The following is a 12,880-nucleotide window of genomic DNA, read 5'->3' as shown; positions in this document are numbered from 1 at the left end:
TACTTCAGCCTCCACTTATATAATGATCAGTAACTTCATATACGATATGTATATTATCTACCCCGCATTAACTAGCAGTATAAAATGAAACTTTAATTAGTAGGGATTTTGTGCATCTCCCACTGATTATTAGCCCTGACCACTCGGGCTTTTACAGGCGGTAAAACTGTCTATATACATGTACCTTTTCAACGCCACGAAAGAAAGCGCTTACTATTAACTTAGTAAAATATCTCTTAATAAGTGAACAACATATATGTCCTATTTTTTCCATTATATTATGATACATCTTATCATCATAAACTAAAGGAAACAACGAGCTTTTTTTGTCATGTTTTGACTAAAAAAAGCAGGTGATGTTTCACCTGCCTTTTTCTTTATTCATTTAATAAGTAATGCTTTCCTTTTACTAAATAAAAAACATTTTCAGCAATATTTGTAATATGATCTGCTACACGCTCGATATATCTCGCCACAAAGGATAATTGTGTAATTTGTGTAATTGCTTCTGGTTGTTCTGGAACTGAAGATATAAATTCACGAATCGCTTTCCCATATATTTCATCAACTGAATCATCCATTTCAGCAATTTGTTTCGCCAAAGTTAAATTTTCTTGCTCATATGCTTCTAGCGCTAACTGTAGCATCTTATTTGCAATTGCAAACATTTCATCAAGATTGTGCAAACTAACAACCACCTCTTTTTCCCCAAGACGAATTGTTGATTTCGCAATATTAACAGCATGATCTGCAATACGCTCTAAATCTGTCGCTGTTTTAATTGAAATGAAAATCCTTCTTAAATCACTTGCTACAGGTTGCTGCTTCGTAATAAGCATAAGCGCAAGATCATTTATTTCCTCTTCTAAATTATCCATACGATAATCACCATCTATTACCTCTAACGCTTTCTCTACATCCCTTTTATGAAGACCTTCCATAGCAAGCAATAAAGCTTCCCTCGCTAGCTCTCCAAGCTCAATCACCTTTTGCTGCAACATTTTTAAATCACATTGAAACTGTTCTCTTACCATTGTTTCTTCCCCCTCAATATTATGTGCCATTATATATAGATCTCCTACCTAGCCTACTTGTAATAAGCCTTAAGATAGGAGAAGTATTACTTCTCTAATTAAATGAGGTAAAAATAAGAAATACCCTCTGTTAAGAGGGTATTTGCTCTTAGCCTTGCAACGATATCAACCGAATCGGCCTGTAATATAATCTTCTGTACGCTTATCTGAAGGTGTCGTAAATAATTTATTTGTATCTGTATACTCCACAACTTCTCCACTTAAGAAGAAAGCAGTTTTGTCTGAAATACGTGCTGCTTGTTGCATGTTATGCGTTACGATCACAATACTAAAGTCTTTCTTTAACTCTTGAATTAATTCTTCTACTTTTAATGTTGAAATTGGATCTAGTGCCGATGTTGGCTCATCCATTAAAATAACGTCTGGTTCAATTGCTAAACAACGTGCGATACATAGACGCTGTTGCTGTCCACCAGATAAACCGTATGCATTATCATGCAAACGATCTTTTAACTCATCCCAAATCGCTGCTCCACGTAAACTTTTTTCAACAATTTCATCCAATGTTTTCTTATCACGAATACCATGAATTTTCGGGCCATATGCTACATTTTCATAAATAGATTTCGGAAATGGATTTGGCTTTTGGAACACCATTCCCACATGAGTTCTTAATTCTTCAACTGGGTATGATTTTTCAAATATATTGCGCTCTCTATATTCAATTACACCTGTAGTTCGCACGATTGGTACTAACTCTACCATACGATTTAATGTTTTTAAGTACGTTGATTTACCACAACCACTTGGCCCGATAATTGCTGTAACTTCATTCTCATGAATGCTTAAGTTAATATCTTTTAAAGCATGGTCTTCTCCGTACCATAAATTTAAGTTTTTCGTATCAAATACTACTTTCTTTGGTGCAGTCTCGATTTTCTCCTCGTTTTTCACCTGTACATTTACTACTGTTGCTACCATTTGAATTCCCCTTTCATCCATTTCCAACTTATTTTCGATTTCGTAACCATAAGACAAACATATTGATAAAGAGTAATAAACCTAACAAAACAATCATCCCAGCAGCTGCTACATACTGAAATTCTTCTTGCGGTCTACTCATCCAATTAAAAATTTGAATTGGTAAAACTGTAAATCTATCAAACATACTAAATGGAACATAATTTGCAAATGCAAGTGCCCCGATAACTAATAGCGGTGCCGCTTCTCCAATCCCCCTTGATATCGCTAACGTACAACCCGTTATAATTCCCGGGAAAGCAGATGGCAATACAATTTGATACATCGTTTGCCACTTCGTAGCACCTAATCCGTAAGAAGCTTCTAATAATGAACTTGGTACAGATCGTATCGCTTCTTGACTCGCTACAACAACTGTCGGTAAAACGAGTAAACTCATCGTCAGTGCCGCCGCAATAATACTCTCCCCTAAATGAAGAGCATATACAAAAATAGTTAAGCCGAGTAATCCAAATACAACGGAAGGTACTCCTGCTAACGTTTGATTATTAATTTCTATTACCTTTTTAAATATAGATTCCTTCGCATATTGCTCCAAATAAAGAGCAGTTCCAACTCCAAATATAAAGGAGACTGGTATAACAATACTCATGAATAATATTGTTCCTGACAAAGCTGCAGCAATCCCAGCTTCTTTCGGATTACGCGAAGCGAAGTTTGTAAAGAAATCTAACGAAAGGTAACTTATACCTTTTTCAAAAATTTGAAAAAGTAAAATAAGCAGTATTACTATTGAAAACAAAATTGCTATATAAAATAACAACTTGTAAACTCGATCTTTTAAAAAACGTGATGCCATATTTTCTTGTATTTTTTTATGATTCAACATTCGCATATTATGTCACCCTCCTAAAGCGGCGCATAATAGAGTATGAAATGATGTTCATTATAAGAGTAAACAAGAATAACGTTGCGCCTACAGCGTACATGCTGTAATACGTAATTGTTCCATGCGGAGCATCACCTAAGCTCACTTGCACAATATAGGCTGTTAGCGTTTGAATAGAGTGCGTCGGATCGAGCGATACATTCGGTGTAGATCCCGCTGCAATTACAACTATCATCGTTTCACCAATTGCTCTGGAAGCAGCTAATATGATCGCTGCCATAATCCCTGTAAAAGCCGAAGGAAACACGACTTGTTTTACCATCTCAAACCGAGTTGCTCCAAGTGCTAACGAAGCTTCTTTCGTTCCTTTCGCTACAGCTCTCATCGCGTCTTCAGATAGAGATGCAATTGTAGGTATCATCATAAAACCAATAACAATACCTGGACTAATCGCATTAAAAAACTGTAAATCTGGTATAATCCGTTGTAAAAGTGGTGTGACAACTGTTAATGCAAAAAAACCATATACAATTGTCGGGATACCTGCTAATAGTTCTAACATCGGTTTTAATACTTTCCTTGCACCGTTTGAAGCATATTCGCTTAAAAATACAGCACACGCTAAACCGATAGGAATTGCTACGAACATGGCAATTGCTGTTACAAGGAACGTTCCACATATAAGTGGTAATATACCGAATTTAGGATCTTCAAAAAAAGGTAACCATTCTTTTCCCGTCAAAAAGGAGTGTAATGGTATTGTTTGAAAAAACATCAATGTTTCATTTGCCAGTGTGAAAATAATTCCAAGTGTCGTTACAATAGACACGCTAGCAATTATTTTTAGTAATAACGGAACGATTCGATTGATTCGCTGCGTTTTTTTTCTTTGTTTTGTATTTCTTTCAATCAAATGTTGTACAGAAAATGTAATTTGACTTTTGTCATTATGAGCCAAAGATGAAAACCCCTTTCCACCCTGACATTACCTTTTTATTTCTGTTAACATCCGCAGCTGTTCATTGTATTTTTCTTTTGGTAATTTTACATATCCTACCTCTTCAGCGAGATCACCAACATGCTGAATCATAAACTCAATATAATTTGCTACATTCATTTTATTTCGGATAGATGCATCATTCACATAAGCAAATAGCGGCCTAGATAATGGCTTATACTTACCTGATTGAATGGTATCTTTCGTCGGAAGTACACCATTCACTTTTATTGCTCTCACCTTATCTCGATTGGCCATATAATAAGCATATCCTACAAAAGCAATGGCATTTTTATCATTCATTACCCCTTGCATAATAACTTGATCATCTTCAGACAAAGAGACTTTTTTTACAATGCGACTATTTTGTAAGATGACATTTTGAAAATAATCATACGTACCAGAGTCTACACCTGGCGCATAAAACTTCACCTGTTCACGTGGCCATGATGAATGAATTTGTGACCATCGCTTTTCGCTTTCATCTTCACTCCATAATAGACGTAACTCGTCTACCGTCATATTGTCTACCCAAGTATTTTGGCGATTCACAACGATCGTAAGACCATCGTAAGCGACTTCAAACGGTGTAAACTGAATGGAGTTTTTCTTCATTTCATTTTCTTCTACTTGTTTCATTGCTCTCGAAGCATTATTTATGTCTACTTCTCCTTTACTGAAACGATTAAATCCTCCTCCTGTTCCAGAAACACTGATGGAAATTTTCACGTTTGGATGCACCTTTGTATATTCCTCCGCTACTGCTTCTATAACAGGAAAAACTGTTGAGGATCCATCAACTCTCACTTCTCCCATTTCATTTACAGCAAATGCAGTAGACGTGCCAACATAAAGGAAACAAGTCGACAGTATGAAAACTTTAATCGATGCACTTATCCATTTCACGTGTTCTTCCTCCTAGAAGTAACCGGAAATAACAGGATTACAGATATAAGAATACTGCTAAACTATTAATTCGGTTTTAATTGTTTGTAAAAGTTTTGTAAAGTTCCACAAGAATCAACATTAAGTAAAACTTTAATCCGTAGCCATCGTTCATTTTCACTAATGATTGGTCCATAAAACCGTTATCCTCCAGAGGGGGGCATAAATATCATTTGTGAGGCCTCTTAATTTTCCGATATAATATGCTTGTCCACTTTATTAAAACGTATGCATGAACCATAAAAAAAAGCACACTATCTTTTCAGATAGTGTGCTTTTTTTACAACTTTTTTATTCGTCATCTTGATCTCTATTTTTCTTTTTATTATCTATTTCATCTTTTGAAACTTCGCCATTTTCTACTTTTTTCAAATCAAAGTACGCGTCCATAATGTCACGGCTAATATATCCGTTAATACCTGATTTATCATCTACCCAAGGTACAACAACAGAAAATGCTACTTCAGGATCTTCAAGTGGCGCATAACCTACTAACGTTAAGTTATATGTTTCTTTACGCTCACCGTTTGCCTTTCTACCAATCTCTTTATCTCCGCCATACACAGTTTCAGCTGTACCTGTTTTACCAGCAGCTTTATATTGTGCGCCTGTAAAGTATTTCGCAGCTGTACCACCAGACTCGTTAAATACTTGTCTAAATCCTTCCTGAACACGTTTAATTTGTGATTCAGGCATATCAATACGGTTTAGTACTTTCGGTTCCATTGAATGAACAACTTTTCCAGTTTCTTCTGGTTTCGCTGCCGGTTGACGAATTTCTTTCACAACTTGCGGCTGCATACGGTAACCACCATTTGCAATTGTTGAAATGTACTGCGCTAATTGAAGTGGTGTGTACGTATCATACTGTCCAATTGATAAATCTAATAGGAAACCTGGCTGACTCCCTCTACCTGTTTGACCCGCAGATTCATTCGGTAAATCAATACCTGTTTTTACGCCAAGTCCAAACTGTCCGAAATAATAACGCATCGTATCAAATGCTTTTTGTGGTATATCTAACGTACCACCTCTCACATATTGAACGCCTGCGAGATTCATCGCTGTTTTAAACATATATACGTTAGAAGACATTTTTAATGCTGTCAAATCATTAATATATCCCATATTCTTCCAAGAAGCTTTTTGTGGTGTTCCCTTTAACCTGATTGGTTCATCAAATTGAACTGAACCTGGTTGAATCGCACCTGTTTGATATCCTGTAAGTACTGTCGCACCTTTTACAGTCGATCCCATTGGATAAGAACTTGTCATCGATCCTAATGCGAAATCTTGTACTTTCGTTTCGCCATTTTCATTCACTAACTGTTTCCCTGCCATAGATAAAACTTCACCATTTTTCGGATTCATCATTACAACGAATGCGCGATCTAAAAGAGGTTGCCCACCTTTATATTTCAATAAATTTTTAGTGATAATTTCCTCTACACGCTTTTGTAATTCCATATCGATTGTTAAGTTCAGGTCATTACCTCGTTGCCCTTGTGAGACATTAATCGTTTCTAAAATATTACCGTTTTTATCTGTAATATTTTTCACTTCTGCTTTCGTACCGTGCAGGCTATCTTCATATTGCTGTTCAAGATAACTTTTCCCTACACGATCATTACGATTGTAATCACGAACAAGATAGTAATCTAAACGCTCTTTCGGTAAACCTTCGTCAGAAGTTGTTACACCACCAAGTACACTTCGGAACAAATCACCATCATATGCATATTTTCGTTCCCAATCGACACTCGTATCTACTCCCGACAATTCTGCTAAATTTTCACTAATAATCGCATACTCTTCTGGTGTAGCATCTTTTTTAATAACTTGTGGCGTCATCGCATATCCGCCGTCCATTTTGCTTTTAATCGCTAGTATTTCTAAATCTTTTGCGGATAATTGATTCACTTCTTCTTCTGTCACACGACTTCGTTGACGCTCATCTAATTCTTTATCGTCAATTTTTTTATCTTTTAACTCTTGACGATCTTTATTCGTAATTTTTTCTTTAGCTTCCTCTTTATGCATAGCAAGCCAATAATCTTTTTTATCACGATCTGTTAATTTATCTGTCGGTACTTCAATCAACTCTGCTAGCTTTTTCGCTGTTTCTAAGCGAGCCTCTGCAGTTGATCCTTTCATTTTTGTAAATGTAATCGTACGAACAGCTGCATTATCTACTACAGCTCGCCCATAACGGTCAAATATTTTCCCACGTGGTACAGGATTACTTATCGTCGAGTTCTCTTTCCTCTCCACTTCATTCTTATATTCCTCACCGCGAACAATTTGTACATATCCTAGCCTTACAATAACCGCGGAGAACATTAAAAACACGCAGAAAAACAGCACGTTTAACCGAAAAGGAACGTGAGTCTTTTTCTTTTGTTGTTTCTGCTTCTTGCTCATACAAACCTCCTCTACCAACAGCTATGTAATGTGAAAGGGACACCTTCATACAGGTGTCCTCACTGCTGTCTTACATCTTTTTCTATTCTAGCATAAAACAACCGAGAAGTTAACCTTCTGGTTCTGTTTGATTCTGCGCATTTGCTTGCGTTACAACACTTGTTTTACTTGCATTTCCCTCATCATATTTGACATTTTTAACTGCAAAATAAATAAGAAAATGTCCTGCACCTAAAATACATAATAAGTAAGGTAAACTTTTTTCGGGCGGAAAGAATAGTACAGCGCATAAAAAACTTAAAATCGAGCAAATTCTTCCTGCATTTAACCATAATTCTCGGACAACTACATACTCTACACGCCACTCTCTCGCATTTTTCGCTCTGCCAATTACATCGTATGTCATGGACCCGTACGGAACAAGCAAAATAGGGTATGCAACCGCAATACACGCTGCATAAATAAGTAATTTTGCGTATGTAACGTTGAATATAACTAAAAATACGACAGCATATAAAATAATGCCTCCAAGTAAAATTGCTTTTTTCCGCCACTCTTTCTTTAACATACGAGTGACTAAGTAGTAACATACAAATGATACAGCAGAATTTACTAAGCTATATTTTCCTAAGGCGAGTTCACTATCCGTCGCTAAATACACGTACACGGAAATCACAAAAATAAACGTTCCCTCTCTCAACCCTTGGAAAAAATGAGCACGTGTAATTCTTCCCCAATTTTTATCAATCTGCCGCTCTTTCAATACTTGTACAATTTCATACCGTCCTTCACATTCTCTCTTAGATACAAAAAAGCTTAAAATAACAGCAATTGCAAATAACACTAACGAAAGAAAGAATATGACCGTATAGCCACTCCATTTTTCCATACGTGAAATTGTGTATCCAGCTGCTATCGGTCCAATCATGCCAGAGAAGGATGTAAGAAGTCCAAGAAACCCATTAAAGAAATCTCTTGTTTCTGGTTCTGTAATCTCAAATGTTAATAAGTTAAACGCGAGCCAGTAAAAACCATATCCGACTCCTAAAAGAGCCCCCATTAATAAAATATAGTGAGAAGCGCTTTTTCCCGCTACTAAAACAACGATAAAAAAAATAGCTAACGTGCCTACGCCTATTCGTAACAAGATTGAGCGATCAATACGCTTCGCTAATTTCCCACCTATAAGAAATGTGAGAGGCTGCAATACAACGCTGGCCAAATTATACAAGCCAAGATTCACATAATTTTGTGTTTGTTTCCATAAATAAATGTTAACAAACGTATTCGATAAAGAAATTGCGAGCGTGTATAAACCTCCAATAAGGAGCAACAACACTAAATCCCGATTCACTTCAACGTCACCAATTATATGTTTCCACTTCATACACAACTCTCCTTTACTTCATGTTCTAGTCTTCCAAAGACAAGCCCAATTATGTAAAAGGAAAGCATAGAAAAAAGCTAGGAGCATTCTCCTAGCTTTTTCTATCGTTATTACAATTATTTTGCTTCTTGGTAACGTTTTTCAGCAGCGTTCCAATCTACAACGTTCCAGAATGCACCGATGTAGTCAGGACGACGGTTTTGGTAATTTAGGTAGTAAGCATGTTCCCAAACATCTAAACCTACAACTGGAGTTTTACCTTCAGTTAGAGGAGAATCTTGGTTTGGCGTGCTTGTTACTTCTAACTCACCATTGTTTACTACTAACCAAGCCCAACCAGAACCGAAACGAGTTGCGCCAGCTTTTGCGAATTCTTCTTTGAATGCATCGAAGCTACCGAATTTCGCTTCAATTGCAGTTGCAAGTTCGCCTACTGGTTGTCCGCCGCCGTTTGGAGATAAGATTGTCCAGAAGAATGTATGGTTAGCATGTCCGCCACCATTGTTACGTACTGCTGTACGGATTGCTTCTGGTACTTCGTTTAAGTTTGCAACTAATTCTTCTACGCTTTTGTCAGCTAATTCTGCATGACCTTCTAAAGCAGCGTTTAAGTTTGTAATGTAAGTGTTATGATGTTTTGTATGATGGATGTTCATTGTTTCTTTGTCAAAGTGAGGCTCTAAAGCATCATACGCATAAGGTAAATTTGGTAATTCGTGTTTTGCCATTGTTATATTCCTCCCAGTTTATGTATTGCCACTTAAGTGACATACAACTTCATTCTACCCTAATTGCCATAGGGTGCAAACAAATAAATCACATTGTCTTGCTATCATTAACGTAGCAAAAATCCCACTTCTTTTCAATTAAAATGCTCATATATTCCGTAAAAAAAGCTCCCTTCTACAAGGAAGCTTCCCACTGACATAATAAACATGCGATATGGACCCTGTAGGACTCGAACCTACGACCGGACGGTTATGAGCCGTCTGCTCTAACCAGCTGAGCTAAGGGTCCACAATTATGTATGTAACAACATATCAAATAAAGGAATTCCTATCGGATATATCCTTTAAGAAATGTAAGATAAATTTACCATATGACAAAGAAAAGTGTCAATTGTATTTTTCTCATATAAAAGAAGAAAATTAATAAAAAGAAATTTAGTTATCTCCACTATATGTAAATATAATATATCTTGAGATTCTCTAGATTCCTACGTTACAATGATTTTATACATACATAAAGGAAGTGAATCTATGTCCATATTTACCCAATTAGCAAAAAGCGTATATTCGCCTAAAGATATGGCGCTATTCCGTTTTCAAAAAATCGGAAAAACCATTTTGTATATTATGCTACTTTGTCTAATCACTACTATTCCAAGAACATTCTTTTACGGCAGCTTTATCCAAGATAGTGTCAGCATGGTAAATCAAGCAATTGAAAAAGATTTACCTGATTTTAAAATCGAAAACGGTGAACTAAAAGCAGATATTGAACAACCTATTCTAAAGGAAGAGGGAGATGCTCTTTTCGTATTTGATCCCAATACAACAGATATAGAAACATATCAAAACAAAACTGGTTTATTTATTTTAAAAGATAAAGTAGTTTCTATAGGAAATGGTCAAACACAAACATACTCCTATAATGATTTATTAGGGACATCTCTTGAGAAGAAAGATTTGCAAGATTTCATTTCTGTATTCGATAGTATTTATCCAATTTTACTAGCCGTTATTGGAGTGTTAGTGTACCTATTCCAATTGTTTATTACTTTCTTAGGAATTACTTTACTTGCGTTTATAGGTTCTGCTATGAGTGGTCAACGTAAATTATCTTATAAGCAAGTATGGACGTTAACTGCATACAGCTACACAATCCCAACAATCTTCTTTATGATTATGGATCTATTCAAAATTGTTGTACCTGGTTCAACATTCATTTATATCGCAGTTGTTTTAATTGTTCTTTACTTAACGATTAAAGAAGTTCCAAAACCGAAAGAAAAATAAGAACGAAAAAAAAATGCCTAAATAGGCATTTTTTTTTTGGACAAGCATATATTCCTAGCAAAGGAGTGAAGAATATGAAAAGATTAGGTATATTCTTATTCGTGCTTGTTCTTGGTTATATATTTTATTACGATATAAAAATCGGCACCTTACCGATGTTAAGTTCATATAAAAAAACAACCGCTGCCCAAACGATAAAGCAAGAAAATACAGATACAAAACAAAAGAAAGAGAACAAAGCAGAAAAAGAAACAGATGTAACTTATAAAACAATCGAAGTCAAAACAGGTGAGACAGTTCTTTCTATTACCGAACAAATTAATAAGAAAAAAATCCCTTCCATTGAAAAGGTAATTGATGACTTTAAACAACTAAACAAAAGTACATCTGCTACAAAAATACAAATTGGAAAGTCTTATAAATTCCCGTTATATCAATGAGCAATCACTTAATCCTTGTCAATTACATAAAGGCGCTGATACAATAGTAAAAGTGAAACCGAGCACTTCGGTTTCTATAGCCCTGTATCACGTATACTTTCATTGATATGAGGGACTAAATAAGAAACTTCTTTTATAAGGAGAGCGATCTATTCGTGAATGAAATGACTCATCGTACAAAAACACGTCCAGTTAAAGTCGGTAATTTAACAATTGGCGGTAATAATGAATTAATTATACAAAGTATGACAACAACAAAAACACATGATGTTGAAGCAACAGTTGCTGAAATTAAACGTTTAGAAGAAGCTGGCTGTCAAGTCGTCCGTGTTGCTGTTCCAGACGAACGCGCAGCAAATGCTATTGCTGATATTAAAAAACAAATCAACATTCCACTTGTTGCTGATATTCATTTTGATTATCGTCTTGCTTTAAAAGCAATTGAAGGTGGCATTGATAAAGTACGTATCAATCCAGGTAACATTGGTCGTCGCCATAAAGTAGAAGCTGTTGTAAATGCAGCAAAAGAACGCGGTATTCCAATCCGTATCGGTGTAAACGCAGGTTCATTAGAACGTCACATTTTAGAAAAGTACGGATACCCAACTGCAGATGGTATGGTCGAGAGCGCCCTACATCACATTAAAATTTTAGAGGACTTAGATTTCCACGATATTATCGTGTCTATGAAAGCCTCTGATGTTAACTTAGCAATTGAAGCATACGAAAAAGCTGCTCGTGCTTTTGATTACCCATTACATTTAGGTATTACAGAATCCGGAACATTATTTGCCGGAACTGTAAAAAGTGCCGCTGGTCTTGGCGCAATCTTAAATAAAGGCATCGGAAATACACTACGTATTTCATTAAGTGCTGACCCAGTTGAAGAAGTAAAAGTTGCGCGTGAACTATTAAAGTCATTCGGTCTTGCATCTAATGCAGCAACACTTATTTCTTGCCCAACTTGTGGTCGTATTGAAATTGATTTAATTAGCATCGCTAACGAGGTGGAAGAATACATCTCTACACTAAAAGTACCAATTAAAGTTGCAGTACTTGGTTGCGCTGTAAACGGTCCTGGTGAAGCTCGTGAAGCTGATATCGGTATTGCCGGTGCACGTGGAGAAGGATTATTATTCCGTAAAGGGCAAGTTGTTCGTAAAGTACCAGAAGAAATAATGGTAGAAGAACTGAAAAAAGAAATCGATGTAATTGCTGCTGAAATGGCTGCTGAACGAGAAAAAGAAAAAGAAACACAAGAACAATAAAAAGAAGGTTGCCACAATATTTGTGGGCAACCTTCTTTTTTACGTAAAAAAGCTCGTCAGTTATGTAACCGACGAGTTCTTATTTTGCACATTTTGGACAACGGCCATATATTTCAAACTTATGACCGGTTACTTCATAACCGTTAAAATCTTTATTCATAAAATCCATCGGGCAGGAAGTAATCTCTTTCGTCCCCCCGCAATCTAAACAAATAAAATGATGATGATGTTCCATAATAGAACATGTAAAACGAAAATGTTTTTCACCATTTAATTCCGTTTGTTCTAAAACACCGATTTCAGCAAACACCGTTAAGTTACGATAAATCGTATCAAAGCTAAGACCTGGATAATCATCCTTCATATGCTCTAAAACGTCTTTCGCCGTTAAATAACGATTGTGAGCTGCAAATAACCTGAGCATTTCTTCCCTTTTCCCAGTATGTTTGTATCCTTTATCTTTCATTAGGCGTAAAGCTTCTGTTAGATTCATATCTATC

At 36.0% G+C, this 12,880-nt stretch carries 12 protein-coding genes and 1 tRNA gene; 3 read left to right on the top strand and 10 right to left on the bottom strand.

Going from position 1 to position 12,880, the window contains the following annotated elements:
• Window positions 1–377: 377 nt before the first annotated feature.
• From phoU to ABH961_RS11030, 9 genes are all read right to left on the bottom strand, one after another.
• Window positions 378–1,034 (bottom strand): phosphate signaling complex protein PhoU, encoded by a 657-nt coding sequence (gene phoU / locus ABH961_RS11070; RefSeq protein ID WP_048541577.1) that lies wholly within the window; start codon window positions 1,032–1,034, stop codon window positions 378–380.
• A 165-nt stretch (window positions 1,035–1,199) separates the two neighbouring features.
• Window positions 1,200–2,015, bottom strand: a complete 816-nt coding sequence (pstB, locus tag ABH961_RS11065) for a phosphate ABC transporter ATP-binding protein (protein ID WP_000226689.1) — start codon at window positions 2,013–2,015, stop codon at window positions 1,200–1,202.
• Window positions 2,016–2,043: 28 nt separating this feature from the next.
• On the bottom strand, window positions 2,044–2,910 hold the full coding sequence (pstA, locus tag ABH961_RS11060) for a phosphate ABC transporter permease PstA (RefSeq protein WP_098653268.1): 867 nt from the start codon (window positions 2,908–2,910) through the stop codon (window positions 2,044–2,046).
• Between the two features lies 1 nt (window position 2,911).
• Complete coding sequence (gene pstC / locus ABH961_RS11055) at window positions 2,912–3,862, bottom strand: phosphate ABC transporter permease subunit PstC (protein ID WP_000940910.1); 951 nt, start codon at window positions 3,860–3,862, stop codon at window positions 2,912–2,914.
• Window positions 3,863–3,889: 27 nt separating this feature from the next.
• On the bottom strand, window positions 3,890–4,807 hold the full coding sequence (gene phoX / locus ABH961_RS11050; protein WP_098653267.1) for a phosphate ABC transporter substrate-binding protein PhoX: 918 nt from the start codon (window positions 4,805–4,807) through the stop codon (window positions 3,890–3,892).
• Between the two features lie 330 nt (window positions 4,808–5,137).
• Window positions 5,138–7,267 carry a peptidoglycan D,D-transpeptidase FtsI family protein gene (locus ABH961_RS11045; RefSeq protein ID WP_098681504.1) on the bottom strand — a complete coding sequence of 710 codons (2,130 nt, stop codon included), beginning with the start codon at window positions 7,265–7,267 and terminating at the stop codon, window positions 5,138–5,140.
• Between the two features lie 109 nt (window positions 7,268–7,376).
• Complete coding sequence (locus ABH961_RS11040) at window positions 7,377–8,654, bottom strand: MFS transporter (RefSeq protein WP_000871369.1); 1,278 nt, start codon at window positions 8,652–8,654, stop codon at window positions 7,377–7,379.
• A gap of 116 nt (window positions 8,655–8,770) precedes the next feature.
• The gene (gene sodA, locus ABH961_RS11035) at window positions 8,771–9,382 is read right to left on the bottom strand and encodes a superoxide dismutase [Mn] (protein WP_001052034.1); all 612 of its coding nucleotides are present in this window, start codon (window positions 9,380–9,382) and stop codon (window positions 8,771–8,773) included.
• Between the two features lie 215 nt (window positions 9,383–9,597).
• Window positions 9,598–9,671 (bottom strand) — tRNA-Ile (locus tag ABH961_RS11030).
• Window positions 9,672–9,913: 242 nt separating this feature from the next.
• Between ABH961_RS11030 and ABH961_RS11025 the strand changes: the two genes are divergently transcribed.
• The 3 genes from ABH961_RS11025 (at window position 9,914) to ispG (ending at window position 12,380) form a co-directional block, all read left to right on the top strand.
• Complete coding sequence (locus tag ABH961_RS11025; RefSeq protein ID WP_048541538.1) at window positions 9,914–10,672, top strand: DUF1189 domain-containing protein; 759 nt, start codon at window positions 9,914–9,916, stop codon at window positions 10,670–10,672.
• Window positions 10,673–10,746: 74 nt separating this feature from the next.
• Window positions 10,747–11,112, top strand: coding sequence for a protein YqfZ (gene yqfZ / locus ABH961_RS11020; protein ID WP_048541536.1), 366 nt, complete (start codon window positions 10,747–10,749; stop codon window positions 11,110–11,112).
• A 164-nt stretch (window positions 11,113–11,276) separates the two neighbouring features.
• Window positions 11,277–12,380, top strand: coding sequence for a flavodoxin-dependent (E)-4-hydroxy-3-methylbut-2-enyl-diphosphate synthase (ispG, locus tag ABH961_RS11015; RefSeq protein ID WP_075308387.1), 1,104 nt, complete (start codon window positions 11,277–11,279; stop codon window positions 12,378–12,380).
• 79 nt (window positions 12,381–12,459) lie between these two features.
• On the opposite strand, the gene ABH961_RS11010 is transcribed toward ispG, so the two are convergent.
• The gene (locus ABH961_RS11010; protein WP_001054512.1) at window positions 12,460–12,873 is read right to left on the bottom strand and encodes a Fur family transcriptional regulator; all 414 of its coding nucleotides are present in this window, start codon (window positions 12,871–12,873) and stop codon (window positions 12,460–12,462) included.
• Between the last annotated feature and the right edge of the window lie 7 nt (window positions 12,874–12,880).

Origin of the sequence: Bacillus sp. RC251, from assembly GCF_044908765.1 — a bacterium.
In the GTDB taxonomy this organism is placed as follows: Bacteria; Bacillota; Bacilli; order Bacillales; family Bacillaceae_G; genus Bacillus_A; species Bacillus_A wiedmannii.
This window is presented reverse-complemented; position numbering and strand designations above follow the sequence as displayed.

Coding starts and splice junctions, on each gene's coding strand:
- yqfZ (WP_048541536.1), top strand. CDS start 10,747: ATGAAAAGATTAGGTATATTCTTATTCGTGCTTGTTCTTGGTTATATA.
- ABH961_RS11040 (WP_000871369.1), bottom strand. CDS start 8,654: ATGAAGTGGAAACATATAATTGGTGACGTTGAAGTGAATCGGGATTTA.
- ABH961_RS11045 (WP_098681504.1), bottom strand. CDS start 7,267: ATGAGCAAGAAGCAGAAACAACAAAAGAAAAAGACTCACGTTCCTTTT.
- pstB (WP_000226689.1), bottom strand. CDS start 2,015: ATGGTAGCAACAGTAGTAAATGTACAGGTGAAAAACGAGGAGAAAATC.
- phoU (WP_048541577.1), bottom strand. CDS start 1,034: ATGGTAAGAGAACAGTTTCAATGTGATTTAAAAATGTTGCAGCAAAAG.
- ABH961_RS11010 (WP_001054512.1), bottom strand. CDS start 12,873: ATGAATCTAACAGAAGCTTTACGCCTAATGAAAGATAAAGGATACAAA.
- pstA (WP_098653268.1), bottom strand. CDS start 2,910: ATGCGAATGTTGAATCATAAAAAAATACAAGAAAATATGGCATCACGT.
- ispG (WP_075308387.1), top strand. CDS start 11,277: ATGACTCATCGTACAAAAACACGTCCAGTTAAAGTCGGTAATTTAACA.
- ABH961_RS11025 (WP_048541538.1), top strand. CDS start 9,914: ATGTCCATATTTACCCAATTAGCAAAAAGCGTATATTCGCCTAAAGAT.
- sodA (WP_001052034.1), bottom strand. CDS start 9,382: ATGGCAAAACACGAATTACCAAATTTACCTTATGCGTATGATGCTTTA.